At 38.1% G+C, this 23,921-nt stretch carries 20 protein-coding genes and 1 pseudogene; 6 read left to right on the top strand and 15 right to left on the bottom strand.

All coding sequences use genetic code 11. From position 1 onward, the window contains the following. Position 1: 1 nt before the first annotated feature. The gene (locus tag ADICYQ_RS03965; RefSeq protein WP_020890462.1) at positions 2-1,042 is read left to right on the top strand and encodes a phosphatase domain-containing protein; all 1,041 of its coding nucleotides are present in this window, start codon (positions 2-4) and stop codon (positions 1,040-1,042) included. Positions 1,043-1,200: 158 nt separating this feature from the next. Here ADICYQ_RS03965 and ADICYQ_RS03960 read toward each other — a convergent pair whose 3' ends face one another. The 3 genes from ADICYQ_RS03960 to ADICYQ_RS03950 form a co-directional block, all read right to left on the bottom strand. Then, positions 1,201-1,575, bottom strand: coding sequence for a response regulator (locus ADICYQ_RS03960; RefSeq protein ID WP_020890461.1), 375 nt, complete (start codon positions 1,573-1,575; stop codon positions 1,201-1,203). Positions 1,576-1,785: 210 nt separating this feature from the next. Further along, complete coding sequence (gene groL, locus ADICYQ_RS03955) at positions 1,786-3,414, bottom strand: chaperonin GroEL (protein WP_020890460.1); 1,629 nt, start codon at positions 3,412-3,414, stop codon at positions 1,786-1,788. Positions 3,415-3,466: 52 nt separating this feature from the next. Next, positions 3,467-3,745 (bottom strand): co-chaperone GroES, encoded by a 279-nt coding sequence (locus tag ADICYQ_RS03950; RefSeq protein WP_020890459.1) that lies wholly within the window; start codon positions 3,743-3,745, stop codon positions 3,467-3,469. Positions 3,746-3,972: 227 nt separating this feature from the next. Here ADICYQ_RS03950 and ADICYQ_RS03945 point away from each other — a divergent pair, with 227 nt between their 5' ends. Beyond that, a complete protein-coding gene (locus ADICYQ_RS03945) occupies positions 3,973-4,686 on the top strand; it encodes a hypothetical protein (protein ID WP_020890458.1) in 714 nt (237 codons plus the stop codon). Between the two features lie 55 nt (positions 4,687-4,741). On the opposite strand, the gene ADICYQ_RS03940 is transcribed toward ADICYQ_RS03945, so the two are convergent. From ADICYQ_RS03940 to miaB, 7 genes and pseudogenes are all read right to left on the bottom strand, one after another. Then, on the bottom strand, positions 4,742-5,719 hold the full coding sequence (locus ADICYQ_RS03940; protein ID WP_040414403.1) for a sterol desaturase family protein: 978 nt from the start codon (positions 5,717-5,719) through the stop codon (positions 4,742-4,744). Positions 5,720-5,875: 156 nt separating this feature from the next. Further along, complete coding sequence (gene secG, locus ADICYQ_RS03935; RefSeq protein ID WP_020890455.1) at positions 5,876-6,241, bottom strand: preprotein translocase subunit SecG; 366 nt, start codon at positions 6,239-6,241, stop codon at positions 5,876-5,878. Between the two features lie 14 nt (positions 6,242-6,255). After that, entirely contained in the window at positions 6,256-7,128 is an 873-nt protein-coding gene (locus ADICYQ_RS03930; RefSeq protein WP_020890454.1) for a DUF8458 domain-containing protein, read from the bottom strand. Positions 7,129-7,168: 40 nt separating this feature from the next. Then, complete coding sequence (gene lptE, locus ADICYQ_RS03925; protein WP_040414400.1) at positions 7,169-7,702, bottom strand: LPS assembly lipoprotein LptE; 534 nt, start codon at positions 7,700-7,702, stop codon at positions 7,169-7,171. Beyond that, the gene (locus tag ADICYQ_RS30640) at positions 7,689-7,799 is read right to left on the bottom strand and encodes a helix-turn-helix domain-containing protein (protein ID WP_438830473.1); all 111 of its coding nucleotides are present in this window, start codon (positions 7,797-7,799) and stop codon (positions 7,689-7,691) included. The genes lptE and ADICYQ_RS30640 overlap by 14 nt, the downstream gene beginning before the upstream one ends. Continuing rightward, entirely contained in the window at positions 7,799-9,001 is a 1,203-nt protein-coding gene (locus tag ADICYQ_RS03920) for a sigma-54 interaction domain-containing protein (protein ID WP_020890452.1), read from the bottom strand. Before ADICYQ_RS03920 ends, ADICYQ_RS30640 begins: the two co-directional genes overlap by 1 nt. Positions 9,002-9,011: 10 nt before the next feature. Continuing rightward, positions 9,012-10,474, bottom strand: a pseudogene (gene miaB / locus ADICYQ_RS03915) (tRNA (N6-isopentenyl adenosine(37)-C2)-methylthiotransferase MiaB). Positions 10,475-10,766: 292 nt separating this feature from the next. Between miaB and ADICYQ_RS03910 the strand changes: the two are divergent. From ADICYQ_RS03910 to tamL, 4 genes are all read left to right on the top strand, one after another. Then, the gene (locus ADICYQ_RS03910) at positions 10,767-12,278 is read left to right on the top strand and encodes a catalase (RefSeq protein ID WP_020890449.1); all 1,512 of its coding nucleotides are present in this window, start codon (positions 10,767-10,769) and stop codon (positions 12,276-12,278) included. 109 nt (positions 12,279-12,387) lie between these two features. After that, on the top strand, positions 12,388-17,412 hold the full coding sequence (locus ADICYQ_RS03905; protein WP_020890448.1) for a translocation/assembly module TamB domain-containing protein: 5,025 nt from the start codon (positions 12,388-12,390) through the stop codon (positions 17,410-17,412). Next, complete coding sequence (locus ADICYQ_RS29515; RefSeq protein ID WP_316929261.1) at positions 17,399-18,181, top strand: hypothetical protein; 783 nt, start codon at positions 17,399-17,401, stop codon at positions 18,179-18,181. The genes ADICYQ_RS03905 and ADICYQ_RS29515 overlap by 14 nt, the downstream gene beginning before the upstream one ends. After that, positions 18,135-19,733 carry a translocation and assembly module lipoprotein TamL gene (gene tamL, locus ADICYQ_RS03900; protein ID WP_020890446.1) on the top strand — a complete coding sequence of 533 codons (1,599 nt, stop codon included), beginning with the start codon at positions 18,135-18,137 and terminating at the stop codon, positions 19,731-19,733. Before ADICYQ_RS29515 ends, tamL begins: the two co-directional genes overlap by 47 nt. Here the strand turns inward: tamL and ADICYQ_RS03895 are convergent. From ADICYQ_RS03895 to ADICYQ_RS03880, 5 genes are all read right to left on the bottom strand, one after another. After that, the gene (locus ADICYQ_RS03895) at positions 19,730-19,936 is read right to left on the bottom strand and encodes a hypothetical protein (RefSeq protein ID WP_020890445.1); all 207 of its coding nucleotides are present in this window, start codon (positions 19,934-19,936) and stop codon (positions 19,730-19,732) included. The two genes, tamL and ADICYQ_RS03895, sit on opposite strands and share 4 nt — an antisense overlap. 197 nt (positions 19,937-20,133) lie before the next feature. Further along, the gene (locus ADICYQ_RS28170; protein ID WP_020890444.1) at positions 20,134-20,271 is read right to left on the bottom strand and encodes a hypothetical protein; all 138 of its coding nucleotides are present in this window, start codon (positions 20,269-20,271) and stop codon (positions 20,134-20,136) included. After that, complete coding sequence (gene dinB / locus ADICYQ_RS03890; protein WP_020890443.1) at positions 20,252-21,211, bottom strand: DNA polymerase IV; 960 nt, start codon at positions 21,209-21,211, stop codon at positions 20,252-20,254. Before dinB ends, ADICYQ_RS28170 begins: the two co-directional genes overlap by 20 nt. Before the next feature lie 8 nt (positions 21,212-21,219). Next, positions 21,220-22,569, bottom strand: coding sequence for an NADP-specific glutamate dehydrogenase (gene gdhA, locus ADICYQ_RS03885; protein WP_020890442.1), 1,350 nt, complete (start codon positions 22,567-22,569; stop codon positions 21,220-21,222). Then, positions 22,570-23,850 (bottom strand): chorismate-binding protein, encoded by a 1,281-nt coding sequence (locus ADICYQ_RS03880; protein WP_020890441.1) that lies wholly within the window; start codon positions 23,848-23,850, stop codon positions 22,570-22,572. Between the last annotated feature and the right edge of the window lie 71 nt (positions 23,851-23,921).

Raw genomic sequence — 23,921 nt, 5'->3', positions numbered from 1 at the left:
TATGAAGTACATTTATCTTTTAAGATGGCTAACATGGCCTATCCGTTATTTTTTCTCCATAGTTAAAAGGAAGTTAGGTAAACTCGACCTATTACGCGTAGAGGTATTTGTGGTTTTAGGAAATAGCTCACATATTTTTGTAAAGGGTAGGGTGGTTGAAGCCTATAAACAGAGTAGACCTTCAGATAAAAACACCACATTGCACAATATACTTGCTACTTTGAGAAGGTACGCTGGCAGTAGTGTACCAGAAGCAAAGGTTGAACTAACAGTAGGAGACCTTAAAGAAACATTAATTACGGATGAAGAAGGTGTTTTCGAAGTGCTTTATGAACTTAATAGTGAAGCATCTAAATCAATAAAAACAGTTCAATTGTCATTGCTACCTGAAGAGGGTTTAAAACCGGAAGCGGCCTCCGTTACCAAAGAAATATTAAGATTTAATAAAGAATACCCCCGTGCGATAATTTCCGACATAGACGACACAATTATTATTTCCAAAGCTACCAATATTCAGGAAAAATTTTGGCTTTCTGTATCCAAGAATGCCTATACCCGACGACCTTTCCCGGGAGTTAGTGATTTATATCGACTGCTGTCGGCAAATGGAGATTTTCCTGTTTTTTATGTTTCCAGTAGCGATTGGAATCTTTTTGACCTGATACAAGATTTTATGAAATATAGGAATATTCCCATGGGTCCAATATTGCTGAAGGATCGACACATGAGTTTGAGAAATATTTGGAAATCGGGTGGTGGAAGCCACGAGCATAAAGTAGAGAAGATAGCATTTTTAATGGACTTTTATCCTGAACTAAATTTCGTACTTATAGGTGATAGTGGCCAACATGATCCCGAGATTTATGCGGAAATTATTGGGAAATATAAACATAGAGTGGAAGGCGTATACATTAGGCAGGTTGGGGCAATAGACCTTTCCAGAGAAAAGGAATTAAACGACCTGCTTCCTGAAAATAAAATAGCTTGGGTCAAAAACTCCACTGATGCTATTGATCATGCAAAAACATATTTACCCCTATAACCTCAAATTGGTTAATGGCGTTTTCATACTTCAGAAATGGAAGGGTTGATGTTTTAAGTTTCCTATGATATAGGAAGCTTTGAATTAAGGCTTTTTTTAGGCTAGGGAAAACTATTGCAGGATTTGGCTATATCTGCGTGAAGGCAAAATAATAGACATTACAATAGGGATTCTAGTTTTTCATGGGTGAGCGGTTTTTCAATAAAACCACTTACAAAAGGAAATTCTTTTGATTTTTGTCTGTCTTGAAAGTCGATTGAACTGGATAGCATAATGATACGATCCTTCCTGCCATTTTCAAGTTCCAGGTACTGGCTTAAAAAATCCCAACCATTCATTACAGGCATATTAATATCGACAAGGATCAATATCCTTTTTTCCAAATCTGGATCTTTAAGGTATTGTAACGCTACCTCAGCCTCTAAAAATTCGATGGTCTTAGGTGATAAATTTAATTTGTTGATTAACCGTTTATTGATCAGATTGTTTATTGGGTCATCATCAATTAAAACAATTAAATCGAATGGATACATTGACTATTAAATAATAACTTTTCTCTCTCTCGTTCTCTTACGTCTGAAATTTAACACTATAATTCCACTATTAAAATAAAGTTTTAAATTTTCGTAAGATTGATTGCGTTAAAGTTTTAACTAAAGTAATGGGATTTGGTCTCAAATTGGTGGAAACAAAAAAAGGGAAACCATTATAGTTTCCCTTTTAAGCATTTTATGTGAAATGAATTACATCATTCCACCCATTCCTCCGCCGCCCATTGGTGGGCCTGCAGGGGATTCTTCTTTAACGTCAGCTACTACACATTCTGTAGTTAGCAATAATGCAGCTATAGATGCAGCATTTTCTAATGCAAGACGCGTTACTTTAGTAGGATCAATAACACCAGCTTTGAACAAGTCTTCATACTTGTCTGTTCTCGCGTTGTAACCAAAATCTCCTTTAGAGTCTCTGATTTTATTGATTACTACTGATGCTTCTCCACCTGAATTGGAAACGATTGTTCTCAAAGGTGCTTCGATAGCCTGCTTGATGATGTTGATACCAGTATCTTCATCTTCGTTTAGACCTTTCAGTTTTTCAAGCGCTAATGCAGCTCTGATAAGTGCTACTCCACCACCAACTACTACACCTTCTTGTACAGCAGCTCTTGTTGCATGAAGTGCATCATCAACTCTGTCTTTTTTCTCTTTCATCTCCACTTCAGTAGCAGCTCCTATGTAAAGGATAGCAACACCACCAGATAGCTTAGCTAATCTTTCTTGAAGTTTCTCACGATCATAATCAGAAGTAGTTTTTTCAATTTGAGATTTGATCTCATTGATTCTAGCTTCGATTGTGGCTTTTTCACCAGCACCATTAACGATGGTAGTGTTGTCCTTATCGATATTGATTTTCTCTGCAGTACCTAAGTAATCTACAGTTACATTTTCTAATTTATAACCTCTTTCTTCAGAAATCACAGTACCTCCCGTAAGAGTAGCGATATCTTCCAACATGGCTTTTCTTCTGTCTCCGAAACCTGGCGCTTTAACAGCGGCAACTTTCAGTGCACCTCTGATTTTATTTACTACCAAAGTAGCAAGTGCTTCTCCGTCAACATCTTCAGCGATGATTACCAATGGTCTTCCAGATTGAGCAACAGGCTCTAATATTGGAAGCAATTCTTTCATTGCTGAAATTTTCTTATCGTATATAAGAATGTAAGGGTTTTCCAATTCAGCTTCCATTTTCTCCGTATTGGTAGTGAAATATGGAGAAAGGTAACCTCTGTCAAACTGCATACCTTCAACAGTTCTTACTTCTGTTTCAGTACCTTTTGCTTCTTCAACAGTGATAACACCATCTTTGCCTACTTTTTTCATGGCATCAGCGATCATTTTGCCGATTTCCTCGTCATTGTTGGCAGAAATTGTAGCTACTTGTGCAATTTCTTTAGAAGTAGAGATTTCTTTAGATGAAGCTCTTAATTGACCAACGATTGCTTCTACAGCTTTGTCGATACCTCTCTTAAGATCCATTGGGTTTGCTCCAGCAGCCACATTTTTAATGCCTACAGAAAAAATTGCCTGAGTCAAAACTGTAGCAGTAGTAGTACCGTCACCTGCATCATCAGCAGTTTTGGAAGCTACTTCTTTTACCAACTGAGCACCCATATTTTCGATAGGGTCTTCTAATTCTATTTCTTTAGCTACAGTTACACCATCTTTAGTAATAGAAGGAGCACCAAATTTTTTGTCCAAAATTACATTTCTTCCTTTTGGACCTAATGTCACCTTTACTGCATCAGCTAGGGCATCGACTCCTTTTTTTAGGCGATCCCTTGCGTCGGTATTGAAAAATAATTCCTTAGCCATTTTTAAACTTTTTTGAGTTTTAATTGATTAAACTTGATTATAGGACCTTTAATTAAAGGATAGCGAAAATATCCGCTTCTCTCATGATCAAATAATCAGCACCTTCTACAGATAGCTCAGTGCCAGCATACTTGCCATACAAAACAGTATCGCCAACTTTTACAGTTAATGGCTCATCTTTTTTGCCATTACCGATTGCGATTACGGTACCTTTTTGTGGTTTTTCTTTGGCAGTATCAGGGATATAAAGACCTGAGGCCGTTTTTTCTTCTGCGGCAGCGGGCTCTACCAAAACCCTGTCTGCTAGAGGTTGGATGTTAACTTTAGACATGTGATTTAGTTATTTTTAAAGTTTAATTTCTATAATACAAAACCTTATTTACACTTTCTATGCCAATCGTATTATTGACATTTTTACTGACATAAAGTCTTAATTACTTATCAATACTGACAGTTCAATCAAAGCAAAAATTAAGTGAACCTGTCAATTTTGCGGTGAGGAATTGGTAATTATGTCACATTTACGTACTTTATAACTGTAATTTAATAGGATGTTTTATGAGAAATTTATCGGATAATTGGATTTCTGAAGGCTGGGTCGATTTTGAATATAAAAAGTACCTGCTTTTGGCCTATTTGAAAGAAGTAGAAAAAGAGTTTAAATCAGTTAAGCTTTATCCTCCATTAGCTGAACTGATTAAACACCATCAGAAGCTTGAAGAATTAAATAAAAACAGGCATCAATTAAAAGCTGCATTTCCTCGGGAAATTGACACTGTAAATTTCAAAAAAGCTGCCATTAGCTATAAGAATAAAACTGAAGAGGATGAAGTAATGAGACAATTAGGGGAAATCATAGCCTATGCCCTGCCGCAAATTAAAAAGCAAATAGAAGAGGGGAAGAGTATATATGATTTCATAGAAGATCAATTGGAAATAGAGCCGGTTGGGCTTTCTGCAATCTATCAGAAGGAAGGCTATGCTTTGGTCTCCAATGGCTGTTCAAAAGACATTCTGGTTTACCGTTATAAAGTTGATTTATTTCAAAATAGCATGGACAAATATAGGGGCATAGTACTTAAATTTATTGCAGCTTTTAGGAAAAGCATCACGACTACCTGCCACCGAATTAAACTTGATTTGATCAAAAACTTTACGGACCTCCCCAATCCATCTACCTGGCGGATTAATTCCAAACATGATGTACCTTTACAAGAGAGTCTTTTGCCCATTAGTAAGCGATTGTTACTAAGGAATATTGTCATCAAATAAAAAATGGGAAGATTTAGTCTTCCCATTTTTTATTTGATGATTATGAATCTTGTTATTAGTCCTCTTTTTTCAACAATGAATTCTCATTGGAAACCAATATTGGGGTAGGACTGGAAGCTACGTTACTTTTTAATTTTGTGGTTTCAGTTTCAGATTGTTCCCTGAGTTCTCTGTTTTTAATAACCTCATCGCCAGGTTTACCAAATAGGATCTGGTATACCTCTTTTCCGTCTCTTGCTTTTTTGATGTCGCTCACTATATCTGCCCATTCATGGAAAACCAAGTAAACGGGGTTATAAGAAGTGACTGGCTTGGTGATGCCATACGTTGGTCTTCCTTCCTCTGCCTTAAATGTTCCGAAAATCCTGTCCCAAATGATAAAAGTAGAACCGTAATTTTTGTCCAAATAATGGGCATCACTTCCATGGTGCACCCTATGATGAGATGGTGTCACAAAGAAATATTCAATAGGCTTAGGGAGCTTTTGGATATATTCAGTGTGGATCCAGAACTGATACAATACAGCGACCTGGTGACAAATAAAGAAGACGAATGGATTAAAGCCCATCAACATCACTGGTACAAAAAAGATAATCTTTATGTGCTGCGTCCATCCTAGGCGAAAGGAAACAGAGAAATTGTACTTAGTAGAGTTGTGGTGAGTAATATGAGTTGCCCACCAAAAGCGTTGCTCATGTGTGACCCTATGTGCCCAATACCTTGCAAGGTCTATAGCGAAGAAACAAAATATAAATGACCACCAGGTTGGAGGCACTTTCCAAGGGACAATGTTCCAGCAAAATAGCGCTACTCCGAATGTAAAGGCTTTAATTAAGGCACTTATTCCAACATTTACAAGTCCAATTGTAGATGCAGCGAGGAAATCTTTTTTATCGTAGGTATCTTTTTTTCGGTATAAGCTTATTCCCCATTCTATAAATACCAATAAAAACATCACAGGAGCGGCCCATAAAATGACATTAGGCCATTTGTCCGCACCTAAATCTTCCATACTTAAATGATTTTCAAACATAGACTTTAACTTTGGTTGTTTTATTCAGGGTTTTAAAGTGTCAATTTAATCATATTCCGGCTCTTCTTCAATTTTTGATTACTTAAATAATATTAAAATTTAAAAAAAAGGCCTGTTGATTTCAACAGGCCTTTTTTATCGTGTTTGCATTTTTTGTTATTCTTCTGTATCTGGAGCTGTTTCCAGTGGAGTTACTTCCTCAGTCCCTTCAGAAGGTAGAATTGATTCGTCATCAAAAGATGGAGTGAGGATTTGTTTTTGTGCGTTTTCAACATTCGGAGAAGTAAATCCTGAAGAATTACTTTCATGAAAAGCTGAAGAACCTAGGCACAAAACAAAAATTGCAATGGCTAGAACCCAGGTAGCTTTTTCTAAGATATTACCAGTTTTGGTAACGCCCATGATTTGTGAGGCACTACCACCAAATGCTGCTCCTGCGCCACCTTTAGAGTTTTGACCTAAAATGACCAAAATTAATAATATGGCTAAAACGATAATGATACTGATGATTACTGCAAACATGCTTGTTATTTATTTTATTCTTTTAAATTCTCAATTTGATCTGCAAAGAAAGCCTTTTTCTTTGGAAAGTTCAATATTAATTTTTGATATATTTCTATGGCCTCTTTATTTTTGTTTTGCTTGGCCAGTAATTTGGCGTAAGACTCGGACACCATGCTGTTATTTAGAAGGGTGCTTTTTTCGGACAAGTCTGGTAATTCCACTATCTCATCCATTTTTTCCCTTTTTAACCGTATGGGCTTCTCTTTAAATTTATCTATTAATTCTTGTTGGTCTTTATTGAGTTTCTTAGTGACAGTTTTTTCAGGAGAGGTACTTGCCTTATTGATTAAAGTGTCCTTTTCTTCATTTATTTTTTCGGGTATGGCCTTTTTTTTTAAATCTTCAGTACCATCCGGGTTGGCAGGTGCTACTTTGTTTATCTTTTTCAGGTTTTCTTCCAAACGCCTTAATATTTCATCTCTTTTAGGCCGGGAAATATTCTCTGAAGATTTCCCCTCAGCAGGGATTGGCTTTTCTACTGGTAGGGGAGGAGTGTCTGCTGAGGCAACTTTGCTTTCCTGCTCTTGCTGTACAATTGGCTCGTCCACTGTGATTTCAGCAATAGATGCTTTAGTGATTTCGTCTTCTAAAACTGATGCTGGAACTATAGGTGATGTGCCGGTCAGTAAGCTTTTTAACCTTTTCCTTTCAGGGCTTACCACAGCAGCCCAATGAAGTAACGTTTGAGATTCACCTGAGGCTTTGTCCCACTCGTATTTAGCTGCAAGTACTTTCGGTGCCAAAAAGTAAGGAAACTCCTCTTGAAGTTTTAATGCTTTCTTTAAATCAGCATTGTCAAGATTGTCGGCTTTATTAATAAGTTCTAAAAATGCTTGAGCGTTCACAGTATCAATATTTAAATAGGTTCTTTAAATATAACAATTTTTACCAATTGGCGACAGTAGATGTGAAAATATCCTGAATGATACTTTCAAAAATAACTTCGACTAATTCAGTTTCCACCTGTAACAAAGTTTTGCTTCTTGGGTCGTAATCTTGAAAGAATGAAAATGTTTTCTTTGCATTTTCTTCTTCATTTGACAAGTTGATGAACTCCAATTCCACCGATATTGTGATGCGCATTTGTCCTGCCCTGTCAGGTTCATTACTGTTAGTGCTGGATACAGTCGCTTGAGGGCTTATCGTGTACTTGGTGATGGCTCCCAGAAATTGGATGTCTCCATTGTTTTGAACCAATTCCAACTGAGTGTTCCGTTGAAAATAATCTTTCAGATCTTCGGTGAACACCTGCCCCATATTGGCTGGACCTCCTCCCGAATCATTGAAAAAATTATCTACTGAAAAGGTATTGGTAACATTGTAGTCAAGGGTGGTGCCTGTAAAACTGTATTCAATTTTGCAGGCGGATACCAAACAAGTTATGCCTAGTAATAATAATAGGATTCTATTGAATATCATATTGCTTGATCTTCCTGTAAAGCGTTCTTTCAGAGATTCCCAAATCCATGGCAGCATATTTTCTCTTGTTATGGTGTTTTTTTAATGCTTTGGTAATCAGTTCTTTTCCTTTTTTTCCAAAGAAAGCGAATTGTCGTCTTCTTCATGAATTATATCTTCAATGATATCTTCCTCGTAGTTTTTTCTTGTGCTCTCCTTTTCTTCTTTCTGTTCTTTCTTCGCACTCCGAGACTCCAATACCAAAGGTAGGTTCTTAGAGGGATTGGGGCTCTCATCATAATGAGAAGATGACTCCATATCTTCAAAAAGGTTTTGATGCTTTTTCATGATATTTTGATCCAAGCCACCTGAATGATAAGACTCTAATATAAGTTTTTTTAAATCGGTCATGTCCTTTTTCATATCGAAAAGGACTTTATACAAGATTTCACGTTCAGAAAAATCCGAGAAAGCATCCTGCTTGTCATTGTTTCCCTTGATTGATGCGGGTAAACTGCTTTTTTCTTCAGGAAGATATTTGATTAAGGTTTCTATATCAACTTCTCTTTCCTCCTCCAATAACGAAATTTGCTCTGCTAAATTCTTTAATTGTCTGATATTTCCAGGAAAAGGAAATTTGAGGAGAAGTTTTCTCGCATCTTCGGAAAGTGTAATAGGCTTAACCTGATACTTTTCAGAGAAATCAGTTGTGAATTTTCTAAACAATAAAGCTATGTCATCTCCTCTTTGCCTTAGGGGGGGGACAAAAATGGGAACTGTGTTTAACCTGTAATACAAATCTTCCCTGAATTTGCCTTTTTCAACAGCCTTTAGAAGGTTTACATTGGTAGCAGCTATTACCCTAACATCCGTTTTCAAAACTTTTGAGGAGCCAACTTTGATGAATTCACCATTTTCCAATACCCGCAATAGTCTCGCCTGAGTTCCCAGAGGCATTTCTCCTATTTCATCCAGGAAAATAGAACCACCATCAGTACCTTCAAAATATCCCTTTCTTGCCTCGTGAGCACCCGTAAATGAACCTTTTTCATGACCAAACAACTCTGAATCAATTGTTCCTTCTGGTATGGCACCACAGTTAATCGCTATGAATTTGCCATGTTTACGACGGCTAAGTGCATGGATGATTTTAGAAAAAGATTCTTTACCACTACCACTTTCACCAGTGACCAACACGGTCATTTCTGTAGGAGAAACCTGCATGGCCACTTGAATGGCATGATTGAGTAGCGGACTGTTTCCAATTATTCCGAACCTTTGCTTGACGCTCAATATTTCCGATGCACTTATAGAGATCATGATTTTTTATTTATTGATTGACAATTTCTCCAAATAGGGTCGCAGAGGTACAATCTGTAATCCTAACTGTGACATAATCTCCTATATTTAAATTGCTTTTCGGTATGATCACCACCTTATTGGCTGAATTCTTGGCCTTTAATTGATCTTCGGACCTTTTGGACAATCCTTCTACTAAAACCTCTTGTACCTGCCCAACTTCTCTTTGATGTCTTATAAGTGAAAGGGCACCTTGCTTGTCAATGATCTCCTGGAGCCTACGTTTTTTACTGCTAAAGGAATATCATCCTTGTATTTCTTTTCTGCCAATGTCCCGGGACGCTCGGAATAATAAAACATGTAAGAAAAATCAAATTTTACAATGTCCATTATACTCAAGGTGTCTTGATGCTCTTCCTCTGTTTCAGAACAAAATCCTGCAATCATATCCGAAGAAATCCCACAATTCTCACCCAATATTTCGCGTATTTTTTTGATTCGGTCCAAGTACCATTCACGGTCATAAGTCCTGTTCATCATCTCTAAAACCCTGCTATTGCCACTTTGAACAGGTAAATGAATGTAATTACAAATGTTTTCGTATTGCTTCATCGTTTCCAAGACCTTGTCTGTAATGTCTTTGGGATGAGAAGTGGAAAACCTAACCCTAAGTTTTGGGTCTACATTTGCTACCATCTCTAGTAAATCAGAAAAATAAACAACTTGGGATACTTCGTTCTCCTTTTTATTGAGACGCGCTTTGTTGTTTTCCTCCGAAGACCACTTATAACTGTCTACATTTTGCCCTAAAAGGGTAACCTCCCTGTAGCCTTGGTCAAATAACTCTTTGGCTTCCTTGGTAATGGAATGTGGATCACGACTTCGCTCTCTGCCTCTTGTGAAAGGAACTACACAAAAGGAACACATATTGTCACAGCCTCTCATTATAGATATGAGCGCACTTACTCCGTTGGAGTTTAGTCTTACCGGAGAAATGTCAGCATAAGTTTCCTCCCTTGATAAAAATGTGTTTATTCCTTTTTGCCCATCCTCTGCCAAACTTACTAGACTTGGTAAGTCTCTATAAGCATCAGGACCAACAACTAAATCCACCAATTTCTCTTCTTCTAAAAGCTTTTCTTTTAAGCGTTCTGCCATACAGCCTAAAACACCAATTTTTAATTCAGGGTTGGCTTTTTTGACTTGATTGAACTGACTTAATCTTTTGCGTACCGTCCGCTCTGCCTTGTCTCTAATAGAACAGGTGTTAAGTAAAATTACATCTGCATTATTGAAATCAGAGGTAGTATCAAATCCCGTTTCCTTCATGATGGAAGCGACAATCTCACTGTCAGAAAAATTCATTTGGCAACCATAGCTTTCGATGTATAACCGCTTCGCTTTACCTGTATTTTCTTCGGCGGTTACCTTAAAATCACTATTCGTGTCTTCCTCACCGCTGATGATATCGATATCCTTAATAATATTTTCCATTGGCTGACTATATTTCAGATCGCAAATTTAATAAAATACCGACATATTGACAGTAGTTCACTTTATTATTCTGACATTATTCAAGTAAAATTGTGGAATCTGGAAAGAAAGCTGAAATGCCTATTGTTTTTTGTGGCTTTTTGAACTTGCCTGGCAAAAGCGACAACTTATATTTTGAGTTATAGATTATGACTATCGTATTATAGAAACAATCAATTTTTACTATAAGTATTTTCCCCTTATCTTTATTTCATCGAAGCAATACCGTGTACATAAATTAAAAATAAGCGTCATGTCAGAAGAGAAAAACCATAACAAGTTAACGACAGCATCTGGAAGGATATATGTCGAAAATGAAAATTCTAAGACGGTTGGTCCCAGGGGGCCCATTCTTTTAGAAGACTATATTCTTCATGAGAAAATGGCTCACTTCAACAGAGAGAGAATACCAGAAAGGATTGTTCATGCCAAAGGATCAGGAGCATTTGGCACTTTTACGGTTACCGAGGATATTAGCCAATATACAAAAGCCAAAGTTTTTAATAAAATAGGCAAAAAGACAAAAGTATTTCTCCGATTCTCTACTGTTGGAGGTGAAAAGGGATCCGCTGATACAGAAAGAGACCCAAGAGGATTTGCGATCAAATTTTACACGGAAGATGGTAATTGGGATTTAGTAGGGAACAATACGCCTGTATTTTTTATAAAAGACCCTAAAAAGTTTTCAGACTTCATACACACTCAAAAGAGGGATCCTTACACCAACTGTAAGTCACCGACGATGGTTTGGGATTACTGGTCTTTGACACCAGAATCTTTGCACCAGGTTTTAATTTTAATGAGTGACAGAGGAACACCCGTAGGTTATCGACACATGAATGGCTACGGTTCGCATACTTTTTCCATGATCAATGCGAGAAATGAAAAAGTATTTGTGAAATACCATTTTAAAACTGCCCAGGGAATAAAAAACTTTACTGACGAGGAGGCTGCTCAGATGAAATCCAAAGACCTAGATTTTGCTCAAAGAGATCTATTGGAATCCATAGACAATGGCGATTTCCCCAAATGGAACGTTAAAATTCAGGTAATGACCACAGACCAGGCTAGAAAGGTAGATTTTAATCCTTTTGACATTACCAAAATATGGCCACATTCCCAATTTCCCTTAGTTGATGTAGGGGTGTTGGAATTGAATAAAAATCCTGACAATTACTTTCAGGATGTGGAGCAATCTGCTTTTGCTCCTGCACACGTAGTGGATGGCCTTGGCTATAGTCCAGACAAAATGCTTCAGGGCAGGTTACTTTCCTATCCGGATGCCCAAAGGTATAGAATCGGGGCTAATTATGAACAAATTCCGGTAAACCGTTGTCCTTTTGCCGTTAACAATTACCAAAGAGATGGCACGATGAGGGTAGATGGTAACGGAGGCAAGCAACCCAATTACTGGCCCAACAGTTTTGATGAGATTGAAGTGGACAAGACTTATCAGGAACCGTCAGAACAACTCGAAGACACGATTGCGGATTGGTATGACAGAAACAGTAAAGTAGGGGACAACGACCATTACTCCCAGCCAAGAAGTTTGTTTAGAGATGTGATGAGCAAAAGTGAGCAAGACAATACCGTCAATAATACTATAGGCGCAATGAGTGGTATCACCGGCCCCAAAAGGGATGTAATTATAAATCGTCAACTTTGCCATTGGTTTAGAATGGACGATGAGTTTGGTAGTCGGGTCGCAAAAGGCCTGGGTGTAGATATTAATGCAGTTATGTCTGCCTCTGTAGGCTCCCATTAATGGAATTGGTATAATAATTGATATTTAATTATTTATGAACTGAATAGTGAGAATTATAAAAAGAGTGGATTGTTCATCCGCTCTTTTTTTTGGTAAATAAAAAACAACATTGGCGCAAACCTTAGGTAAAAGAATTTTTAAAATTGGAGGATGGGTTTTATTAGGCCTTGGCTTATTGGTGCTCCTTATTCTACTATTTGTCCGAAGCCCTTTCGGTCAAAAAATAATCGTAAATAAGGTCACCCAATATGTTTCAGAAAAAACGAATACCAAAGTCAACATAGACAGGTTATTTTTGACCTTCAGAGGCAACCTTTACCTGGAGGGTCTCTATTTAGAAGACCCAAAAGGAGATACGCTTATTTACAGTCACAAACTTGAGACTGGTCTAGCCTTAATCCCTTTCATTAGAAACAACAAAATTAGTATTTCCAGGCTTGAATGGGAAGGTTTAACGGCTAATATTCAGAGGGATAGTACTGGTGCGTTTAACTTCAATTATCTCATTGATGCATTTGCAGGAGCCGAAACCAGTTCTGATACTACGAGTATTGATACAGCCTCAATGACAACAAGTGCCTATCCTGAGATCAGCGTGGGCCCTGTAAAAGTAGAAAACTGGAATTTAAATTATGCCGACGAATTATTGGGTTTAGAGGGAAAACTGGACCTTGGGAAGTTATTGATTCAGATCAAAAGTCTTGATTTGAATAAAATGGATTTTCATGTCAACAGTATTTTATGGGAAAATTCCTCCATCGCCTATCAACAGTTCAAGCCTTTTCCTCCAAGTGAGGATTCCAGTAGCAGTGAGGTTCCAATGCCTTTGCTGATTTTAGAAGAGTTATCCTTAAAAAATATAAATATTGATTACGCTTCTTTGCCCGATGGCATGGAAGTACATTCAACATTAGGTGATTTGTTATTGGAAATGCCCGAAGCAGATCTTGAGAAGCAGCGGATATTAATAAAGAATTTTTCTCTACATGATTCTTTCGTTGAGTATCAAAGCAAGGAAAGCAATCCGGAAAGTACAGTAACTAAAAGTGAAGCGGAAGTTGAACCATTTAGCTGGCCTCAATGGGAAGTGGAGCTATCAACTTTGAACCTTTCCAATAATAAAATAAATTACCTTGTAAATGGCTCTCAAGGTGCAGGGATTGGGTTTGACCCAAATGATATAGGCATAGAGAATTTTAACCTGGAGGTCAATAATCTTTTTTTTAAGCCAGAAAAGGCAGGGCTTGCTTTAAATAAATTTGCGTTTATTGAAAAATCTGGGTTTGTACTAGAAGACTTTCAATTACAGTTAGATTTAGACAATGAATCTTTACGTTTAACAGATTTAATTGTAGCCACAGGCAATAGCAATTTGAAAGGAAGAGCTACCATGCAATACCCTGGTTTGGGCGAGGTAATGGAAAACCCTGAAAAGGCAACTTTAGATTTAGCACTCAATACCATAAATGTTGGCATTCGAGATGCCTATTACTTCTCACCAACACTTAAAACGAATACTTACATAAAGACATTTGCCAAGAAAAAGCTTAACGCAAGCTTGTATGCTTCGGGTAAATTGGACAAAGTAAATCTGAAAAAGCTTTCCGCAAGATGGGGCAATTCCACCCGACTTGCAGTCTCCGGTTCGATTAATAATCCTATAGATGTGGACCGAGTTTCTTGGGATATAAATGATTTTAACTTCGTGTCAAGTGATAAGGACCTTAATCTCTTTGTTTCTGAAGACAGTTTGGGCATAAAATACCCCAATAAACTTGACCTAACGGTTGCCTCATCAGGATCACTTGATGAATTTAGTCTTGAGTCAATTCTTAAGGCCTACGAGGCCTCCATAATGGTCAATGGTGAAATGTCCACCAAAGAGGGGACTTACCTTTATGATTTGAACACAACTATAGCAGCATTGCCTTTAGGGGAAATATTGGGTGACACGATCAATTATGGTGAGCTTGATATGGAATTGTCAGCAAAAGGCAATACGGGTCCGCTGGATAAACTTGATTTCAAGTTGGCTTCCGAGGTGAGCAATTTGACTTATAATGGACACAATTATAAAGGTATTCAGCTGAGCAGTGAAATTATTGATGGAGAGGGAGAATTCAGGTTAATTCATAAAGACGAGTTTTTGGATTTGGGCTTGCTGGCAACAGTCTCTCTAGATACCGCTAATTACAACCTTGGTTTGGATTTGGATCTAAATGGCGCCGATTTGTATGGGTTGAACTTCAGTTCTAAAAAGTTGCGGACGAAATTTTCCATGAATACGACTTTTTCCGGCAATTCAGAAAGCTTTGAACTCCAATCAAAGTTAATGGATGGAACGGTAGTTTTAGATGACCAGGCCTACCCAATGGGTGACTTGAATCTAGATTTGAAAATTTTACCAGATTCAACGGATTTTGACATTGAGAGCAATGTTTTGGTAGGGCAACTAAGCTCTAATGTAAGTCCCGGAGAAACCTATGAAGGGATTTCACGTCATTTCAATCAATACTTTCTTGATAGCACATTTCAAAATACATCAAACTTCGAAAGACCTGTCAATGTTAAAATGGATTTTACGATACCCTCTACCTTGCTTTTACAGCAGGTGATTTTACCAGGGTTGGAAAGGATAGAAGAGGGGTCAATTCAATTGGACTTTGATGAAAGAAAATCTTCATTAAAGGGTAGGATTAACTTCCCTTATATTTCCTATGCAGGGGCTATAGTGGATAGTTTAGATTTTAATGTGAAGAGTGATTCTTCAGATTTTACCTTTGATTTTGGAGTTTTGGGTTTGTCCTCTGGTCCGCTCGTAGTTGGACCTACCTATTTCACGGGTGAAGTCCTCGAAAACCTACTTTATGTCAATTTTAATTCACGACATGAAACCGAAGTTTTAGCAAATATTAATTTTGATTTGGGAATAGAAAAAGACTCTTTGCAGCTACACATCGCTCCTGACAGCATTATTTTTAACAAAAAGAAATGGGAAGTACCAGCCGATAATTCCTTCACTTTAGGGCCAGACTGGTTGAAATTTAAAGATTTTGAATTTTCACGAGGTACGCAGCTTATTTCATTTAGCAATGATCCAGAAGAGAGCTCTTTTGATCTTACTTTTAATGATTTCAGGTTAAGAACATTTACCAGTTTATTGAATCCTGAGGATATATTGGCAGCAGGTATTGTCAATGGATCAATTAAGGTGGAAAACCCTTTTGGAGCCATGGGCTTGCAAGCTGGGATTACGGTAAAAGAAATGGAGGTACTTAAAGTTCCTTTAGGTAATCTGTCTCTGGATGCGACTGGTAATGACCAAAAGAATTATGACTTCGATTTAAAGATAAAAGACCAGGGAATAGACCTTGATTTAACAGGTGGCTTCACTGCTGATCCTCTGGGAGCGAGGTTAAATTTGGACCTGGCGCTGAATAAATTTGAGCTGAGTATATTGGATGGACTTTCTGCTGGTGCCATTAGTGGGGGAAAGGGATTTATTTCAGGAAATTTCGAAGTAGAGGGAAGTACAGCAGACCCAAATTATGATGGTAATTTGGTGTTTAACGGGACTGAGTTTACCGTTGCAACATTGAATTCCAGGTTTGCTATTGCTGATGATGAAATTAAAGTCGATAACCAAGGGATCTTTCTGGATCAAATAACCATAAAAGATGAACAAGGAAATAATTTTGTACTTGATGGGGATATTTTAACTGACGATTTTATTAATCCCAAGTTCGATCTTTCTCTGGTAGCTGAAAATTTCAAGGTGTTAAACTCCACAAAAGAAGACAATGATCTGTTTTATGGAGATGCCATAATTGGGGCAAATGTAACAATCAAAGGTGATCTAAACTTGCCAATTGTGGATGCCAAACTTAGTGTGGATAAGGGCACCAATTTAAGTGTTGTCATTCCTGAAAGCCAATTGGATATTGTAGAAAGAAATGGCGTAGTGACATTTGTAAATAGAAATGATCCCGAGGATATTCTGACCAAAAGACTAGAAGAAACCAGCAATACCGGATATACCGGATACAAAGTGGCAATGCTACTAAATATTTCACCTGAGGCGGTGTTCAACTTGGTAATAGATGAGCGGTCTGGAGACAACCTTATGGTGGAAGGGGCTGCTGACCTCCGGCTAAACATGGATCCAAACGGAAGAGTCACGCTTACGGGGATTTATGAGCTAACCAAAGGGCATTATGAATTGAGTTTGTATAATCTGGTAAGTAGAAAGTTCGAAATTCAGAGTGGGAGCACCATAACATGGGCTGGTGAACCCATGGATGCCAACATGGACATTACAGCGATATACAATATCAAAACCTCAGCGGCCGATCTGATGACAGCAACGGTAGCAGGTGGTTCCCTTGAGACCATGTCCAAATACCGTCAAGAGTTACCTTTTATCGTTTACCTGAATATAGATGGTGAATTGCTTAGGCCAGAAATTTCATTTAGAATGGATATGCCTGAAGATCAAAGGGGGGCAATTGGCGGAGCTGTATACACTCAGGTGCAGCAATTGAACAATCAGGAAGGAGAATTGAATCGTCAGGTTTTTTCACTTTTGGTTTTGAATAGATTTTTCCCTAGTGGAGAAAGTTCCAGCAGTGGAGGAACAACTGCCATGGCCAGATCAAGTGTCAGTCAGTTACTTTCAGGACAGTTAAATACTTTCACCAATAGCATCGTAGGGGATACAGGATTAGAGTTGGATGTAGGCTTGGATAGTTTTGAGGATTATGAAGGGGATTCGCCTCAATCCAGAACACAACTTAACGTAAATGCAAGTAAACGTTTTCTGGATGACAGATTGGTAGTACAAGTAGGCAGTCAGATTGACATAGAAGGGAGTTCTTCTACGGGTAGCAGTAGTTCACTTTTAGGAAATGTAAGCGTGGAGTATTTACTCTCCGAAAATGGGCGCTATCGAATAAGAGGTTTTAGAAAGAATCAGTTTGAAAGTTTAATTGATGGTCAGTTGGTCGTTACTGGTCTATCCGTAATTTTCAATAGGGAGTTTAATAAATTTGAAGACTTGTGGAAAGAAATAGAATCTAAAAGGGAAGAAAGAGCTACAGATATAAATGCAGAAGAGGAGACAAATGAGAAGGAATAGAGGCACATATTCAATTGGTTTTTTGAATTTAAGGTCAATAAGGATCTTATGTTTACTTGTGCCTTTTGGGCTTTTAGTAGGTTGTGGTGTTACCAAACATATTCCTGAAAATGAGAAATTATATACTGGTGCCACTATAGAAATTAATAGGGACTTTTCGGTTAAAGGATTCAAGGAACTCAATGCGGAACTAGAAGGCCTGCTCAAACCTGAGCCAAATAGTAAGATCTTGGGTATGCGTGTTGGTTTATGGAGTCATTATAAAGTACAGAAGGAAAATCCAGGGTTTATCAACCGGTTTATTTATAAGAAGCTTGGAGAAGAGCCGGTCTATTTCAGTAGTGTAGAAATAGCAAAAACAGAGGGGTTGATCCTTAACAGGTTGGATAACAATGGATTCTTTTTCTCTGAGGTTAATTCTGAGGTACAAGAGCAACCTAAAAAAGCATCGGTCAATTATAAAGTGGATTTGGCTCAACCCTATCAGTTGGGTTCTTACCAATATGAAAAGGATAGTTTGCCGATTGATCGGAGTATAAGGAAATTGCTTGAAGCTACGAAAATTGCTGAAGGGGACTATTTCTCTTTAGAAATGATGAAAAATGAAAGGACTAGGCTGGATGAAGGACTTAAAAATGAAGGGTTCTATAACTTTAACCCAGATTTCTTAATTTTTGAAGCGGACACCAATCAGTACGATAATAAGAAATTCGACCTTTTTTTTGAGGCTCAAAGAAAATGCTCCGGAAAAAGGAATTGTGCCATATGAAATCAAAAATATCCGGGTGTATCCAAATTATTCATCGGATGAATATGGGCAAGAAACGGATACCACTACCATAGAAAACATAGACTTTATCCAGGACGGGCTGTCATTCAAACCCGAGCTCCTTCAACAGTATATTTTGATCGAAAAGGATAGCCTTTTTAACGCCAAAGATACCAAGTTAACCAGTAGTCGATTAACAGGGATAGGGAATTTTAGGTTTGTGAATTTAAGGTACCTAGAAACAGATACCACGATTCATGAAGGCAAAGGGGCATTGGATGCAAATATCTACCTTACTCCTCTGGAAAAACGTTCTCTTAGGGCTGAACTTCAAGGAGTATCCAAATCTAATAATTTTGCAGGGCCAAATTTATTACTGAATTATAGGAACAGAAATCTTTTTCAGGGTGGAGAAACTTTCAGTCTTACAGGGCAAATCGGTTACGAAAGTCAGATAGCTTCCGGTGATAGAGAGAATTTAAGTGCTTTTGAGGTCGGTTTGAAGGGAGATTTGATTTTTCCCAGAGTTGTGTTTCCTATTTCTATAAAAGAAAGATTTGCGTATTCGGTGCCAAAAACGAAGATAAGCTTAGGGACTGAATACCAGGATAGGCGAGGGTATTACAGGTTAAATACTGTTTCAGCATCTTATGGGTATTTTTGGAATGCAAACCGTTTTGTTTATCACGAGATTACGCCCATCGCCTTAAACTTTGTGGACCTGTCCAATACTTCAACTGAGTTTGATGAAATATTAGATAGCAATCTATTTTTGAAGCAAAGCTTTGAACATCAATTTATAGCAGGGCTTACCTACAGTTTTGCCTTTAATAAGCTCATGGACAAGTACAGGGTGCATAGCATTTATTTTGGGGCAAATCTGGATTTTGCTGGAGGAGGACTACGGTTGCTGAATAATGCGCTAGGCAGTGAAAACCAAAACACCTTCCTGGGCTTCAATTATGCCCAATACAATAAAGGGGACATTGACTTTCGGTATTATTGGCGATTTACTGAAGAAAAGTTACTTGCTTTTCGCCTTTTTGGTGGTGCAGGATTACCTTATGGGAATTCCGTTTCCCTACCATTTGCCAAGCAGTATTTTTCCGGAGGGCCCAATAGTATCAGGGCTTTTAGCATAAGGTCCCTAGGGCCCGGTTCTTATTCGCCAGATGCAGAGAGTACGAGTAATTATTTTGACCAGGCTGGTGACATTAGGCTAGAGGGTAATTTAGAATTTAGATTTCCCATAGTTCCTTACCTTAAGGGAGCAGCATTTGTAGATACTGGAAATGTATGGTTGGTCAATGAAAATGAGGCTTTGCCTGGCGGTAAGTTTGGGAAGGATTGGTACCGGGAATTGGCAGTTGGTGCGGGGATTGGACTGAGGGTTGATATTGAGTTTTTTGTAATCAGATTTGATTTGGCCACTCCCCTCAGGAGTCCATTTTTACCTGAAGGAGAGCGTTGGGCCAAAGAATTTAAAATTGGGGATAGCGATTGGAGGAGTGATAATTTAGTGTTTAATTTCGCAATCGGTTATCCTTTTTAATTTTCAGACTCAGGTAGCTCATTTACCTTGTCTTTTACCTTTATCAAGCTGTATAAATAGCCCAGCATAGCAGGCGTGACAATGGAGAAGGTAATTAATTTCCCGATACCACTTGATTTTTTCATGGCCAAAGTTGCGGTTATGATGGCCAATGGAATGCCATATTTCAAGCCAAATTGTTGGTATTTCTTTTCAGTATTCATGGTTTTTCTCTTTAGTTAAAATTTTAAGCCTTGGCTGTACACTGGGATTTCCTGAAACTATTTAGGAATGAATCCACCGCATTATGGCCAAGCTATTGTATAATAAAAACAATATTAATGCCGTTTTTTATTACGTTAATAGTAAATTTTTTAGGGGTAAAAAGATGCATTTACCTCTTTCCAAATCAAATTCTGGATCAATAATCGATCTTAAGTTGTTCTCCAGAAGGGTTGTCCTGGTCTTTAGAAATAAGGTTGGAAAGGCTTACCCCAAGTAGCCTAATCGGCAGAATCAATGGTTCTTGGTCAAGGAGTTCATTGACGATGTTTTCCATACTCGAAATGAGGATAGGAGATAAAAAGTGTTTTGCTTCGCGTGTGTAGGGTGAAGTCGTTGTATTTTATTTTAAGCGTAAGTGTTCTACCATAGGCACTGTTACCTTCCAGTCTTCGGTAAAATTCGGGCAATAATTTATCCTTTAGGGTAGCTTTAATTTCGGATGTTGCTATCAGGTCTTTTTCAAAAGTATGCTCTACCCCGAGGGATTTCCGGATGCGATTGGGTTTGACTTCGCTCTCATGGATACCCCTGACTATTTGATAAAAATGAAGGCCAGATTTACCAAATCTACTGGTGAGGAATGGCAAAGAATACTGCTTTAGGTCGTATCCATAATAGATACCAAAACCATTCATTTTCTTGGCCATAACTTTGCCTATACCAAAAAACTTCTCAATTGGTAGTTTCTCCAAAAAGGCTTCCGCTTTCTCAGGCGTGATCAAAGCTTGACCATTGGGCTTGTTTAGATCAGAGGCTATTTTCGCTAAAAATTTATTGTACGAAATCCCAGCAGAGGCATTCAGACCTGTTTCCTCCTTGATCTTTTGACGTATCTCCTTTGCAATTAGGGTGGCAGAAGGAAGGCCGAAATGATTGATGGTCACATCCAGAAAAGCCTCATCCAGCGACAAGGGTTCTACAAGATCTGTATAAGACAGGAATATCTTTCGAATTACCTGAGAGATTTCTTTGTACCGCTCGAACCGTGGGGGTACAAAAATTAAATTCGGGCATTTTAGTGCTGCCAGTTTAGAAGACATGGCTGATCTGACGCCAAATTTTCTCGCCTCATAACTGGCAGCAGCTACCACCCCTCTTTCTTTGTTTCCTCCGACAGCAAGGGGCTTGTTTTTGTATTCAGGATGGTCTAATTGTTCTACCGATGCGAAAAAAGCATCCATGTCTACATGTATGATTTTCCGGTAGTTTTCCATAATTTGTTTTATACAGTTCCTTGGGCATGCATTGCTCTTGCTATCTTTTCGAAAGCTCCAATATTTGCCGCATTGAGATAATCTTGCTTCTGTAAATCATGTTTGATGATAGTTTCCAGGCATTTTTCATGAATGTCTTTCATGATTGTTCTCAATTGTTTTTCAAGATCACTTTTAGTCCAATAACGCCCCATTCTATTCTGTGTCATCTCTAAACCTGAGACAGCTACTCCTCCGGCATTGGACGCTTTTCCAGGGCCATACAGGACATTGGTTTTTTGTAAATAGTTAATTGCTTTTGGTGTACAAGGCATATTTGCGCCTTCAGCCAAAAGGATTAGGCCATTTTGCTTAAGAAGTTTGGCGTCTGATTCATCCAGTTCATTCTGGGTCGCACAAGGAAAGGCACAATCTGCAGGAATAGACCATAGGTTTTTATCACCTACGGCAGTGAACTTTGCGGAGTCATATTTGTCAGCAAAGGCAGAAATACTCTTTCTTTGCCCATTTTTTACCGTTTTTAAGTAGTCTAATTTTTCTTCCGTCATGCCCTCAGGATCATGAATAAACCCAGTGGAATCAGAAAAGGCCACTACTTTAGCTCCTTCATGAAGTAATTTTTCAATGGCAAATTGAGAAACATTGCCTGCTCCGGAAACAAGACAAACTTTATCGTTTAGATTCTCATCGATTTCCGTCAGCATAAAATGGGCAAAATGGACAAGCCCGTAACCTGTCGCTTCAGGCCTTAAAAATGAACCACCCCAATCTTTTCCTTTGCCAGTGAGCACTCCCTGGAACTCGTTTTGAATCTTTTTATAGGTCCCAAACAGGTAGCCAATTTCCCTTTCTCCGACACCAATATCACCAGCAGGGACATCGGTGAAATGACCAATATGGCGATAAGCCTCCATCATCCATGACTGACAAAAACGCATCACTTCTCCATCTGATTTTCCTTTAGGGTTAAAGTCCGCTCCTCCTTTTCCTGCACCTAGCATTAATCCCGTTAATGCATTTTTAAACACTTGTTCAAATGCCAAAAATTTAAGAATACTTTGATTTACACTTGGGTGAAAGCGCAGACCTCCTTTATAAGGTCCAAGTGCACTGTTCATCTGTATTCTGTAGCCTTTATTGATTTGTACCTTTCCTTGGTCATCTGTCCAGCACACACGAAAAGAAATGATTCGTTCTGGTTCACAGATTCTTTCAAAAAGTTTTTCATCAACATATAAATTGTTGGCCTTAAGGACGGGGAGGATGCTTTCAAAAACTTCTTCTACTGCTTGGTGGAATTCAGCCTCGTTGGGGTTTTTATCAATGACGGATTTTAGGATATTGTTCAGTGTTGACATTTAATTTGGGTTATTAATAATTGTATAGGTGTTTTTTAAAGTTTTGATAATTGAAGAGGCTTTTAGCAAGCATTCCTCGTATTCGTTTTTGGCATCGGCATCTATGGTAATGGCACTACCGACACCAAAATAAAAGGATTTTTTGGTTTGATCCATGATTAAGCTTCTAATAATCACACAAAAATCAAAATCTCCCTGCTCATCGATGTAACCAATACTGCCTGAAAACCAAGCTCTTTTAAAATTTTCATAAGCCTCAATCAACTCCATGCATTTTATTTTTGGCGCCCCTGTCATGCTTCCCATTGGGAAGGTTTTAGGTATTATATGCTCAAAATTTTCTGAAAGAGGCAATTGGCAGCTTATGGTAGATATCATCTGGGTAATCTGCCTAAAAGAATAGATTCCAAACAACTCTTCTACTTTTATTGTCCCAGTTAAGGCCATTCGAGCAAGGTCATTTCTCATCAAATCAACGATCATCAGGTTTTCTGCCCGCTCTTTTTCACTTTCTGCCAGATGTCTTTTTAATGCTTCATCTTCTTGAATATTACGACCCCTTTTGATGGTTCCTTTAATAGGTTGGGTTAGTAATTTTCTTCCTTTTTTCTTTAGAAATCTTTCAGGTGAGGCGCAGCAAAGATATAAATCTACAGCTTTGAACAAGGCACTAAAAGGCATTGGTGAATTTTCACATAAGTCAAGAAATATCCTTATAGGTTCAATATTGGATACTTCTCCATGAAAATCCATGCAGTAATTTAATTCATAAATATCCCCGGCCAGGATATGGTCTTGAATGCTGTTGAAGGTGATTCGATAACTTTCCTCATCATGAGAACTGTGGAGGCTACAATTGCCATGATTGACATCATCTGGTAATTTAGTATTTAGAATTTGTTTGTAGCAATCATTAGGAGCAGAGCTTTGAATCGTAAGCTCTTCTTGGTTAAAGGAGATCGTCAAATCAGGACTGAAAAATAAGCTGTCTGGGCAGTTTATTATTTCGTTATTATTGCTGGTAAGCTTTTCGTATTTGTTTTTTTGATCGTAGCTAACGATTCCTATTTTAGGCTTATTATTAGGTAATTGATTGATGTTTTCCAGACTTACTGCTTGAGATCCAGCATAAAATACATGCTCAAATCCTCCAGACGGGTAGTCTATATCATGTGAAGTAAAATAACCAAAATAGGCGAAATTAAGATTGGCCCATTCTAGCATTTTAGGTATCCAGTCGGAAGTTTTATTAACCGTAAGCTTGCTTTCTGTTGCTGACATTCCTACAAAAATAGGGAAATGCCATGAAAAAAGGGGGATAAATATATCCCCCTTTCAAATAAAAAATTAAT

This window comes from Cyclobacterium qasimii M12-11B, assembly GCF_000427295.1.
Classification (GTDB): domain Bacteria; phylum Bacteroidota; class Bacteroidia; order Cytophagales; family Cyclobacteriaceae; genus Cyclobacterium; species Cyclobacterium qasimii.
This window is presented reverse-complemented; position numbering and strand designations above follow the sequence as displayed.

Excerpts from the sequence above, each read along its gene's own strand:
- ADICYQ_RS03965 (WP_020890462.1), top strand. The coding sequence starts at position 2 with ATGAAGTACATTTATCTTTTAAGATGGCTAACATGGCCTATCCGTTAT.
- ADICYQ_RS03960 (WP_020890461.1), bottom strand. The coding sequence starts at position 1,575 with ATGTATCCATTCGATTTAATTGTTTTAATTGATGATGACCCAATAAAC.
- groL (WP_020890460.1), bottom strand. The coding sequence starts at position 3,414 with ATGGCTAAGGAATTATTTTTCAATACCGACGCAAGGGATCGCCTAAAA.
- ADICYQ_RS03950 (WP_020890459.1), bottom strand. The coding sequence starts at position 3,745 with ATGTCTAAAGTTAACATCCAACCTCTAGCAGACAGGGTTTTGGTAGAG.
- ADICYQ_RS03945 (WP_020890458.1), top strand. The coding sequence starts at position 3,973 with ATGAGAAATTTATCGGATAATTGGATTTCTGAAGGCTGGGTCGATTTT.
- ADICYQ_RS03940 (WP_040414403.1), bottom strand. The coding sequence starts at position 5,719 with ATGTTTGAAAATCATTTAAGTATGGAAGATTTAGGTGCGGACAAATGG.
- secG (WP_020890455.1), bottom strand. The coding sequence starts at position 6,241 with ATGTTTGCAGTAATCATCAGTATCATTATCGTTTTAGCCATATTATTA.
- lptE (WP_040414400.1), bottom strand. The coding sequence starts at position 7,702 with ATGATATTCAATAGAATCCTATTATTATTACTAGGCATAACTTGTTTG.
- ADICYQ_RS03920 (WP_020890452.1), bottom strand. The coding sequence starts at position 9,001 with ATGATCTCTATAAGTGCATCGGAAATATTGAGCGTCAAGCAAAGGTTC.
- ADICYQ_RS03910 (WP_020890449.1), top strand. The coding sequence starts at position 10,767 with ATGTCAGAAGAGAAAAACCATAACAAGTTAACGACAGCATCTGGAAGG.
- ADICYQ_RS29515 (WP_316929261.1), top strand. The coding sequence starts at position 17,399 with ATGAGAAGGAATAGAGGCACATATTCAATTGGTTTTTTGAATTTAAGG.
- ADICYQ_RS03895 (WP_020890445.1), bottom strand. The coding sequence starts at position 19,936 with ATGAATACTGAAAAGAAATACCAACAATTTGGCTTGAAATATGGCATT.
- ADICYQ_RS28170 (WP_020890444.1), bottom strand. The coding sequence starts at position 20,271 with ATGGAAAACATCGTCAATGAACTCCTTGACCAAGAACCATTGATTCTG.
- dinB (WP_020890443.1), bottom strand. The coding sequence starts at position 21,211 with ATGGAAAACTACCGGAAAATCATACATGTAGACATGGATGCTTTTTTC.
- gdhA (WP_020890442.1), bottom strand. The coding sequence starts at position 22,569 with ATGTCAACACTGAACAATATCCTAAAATCCGTCATTGATAAAAACCCC.
- ADICYQ_RS03880 (WP_020890441.1), bottom strand. The coding sequence starts at position 23,850 with ATGTCAGCAACAGAAAGCAAGCTTACGGTTAATAAAACTTCCGACTGG.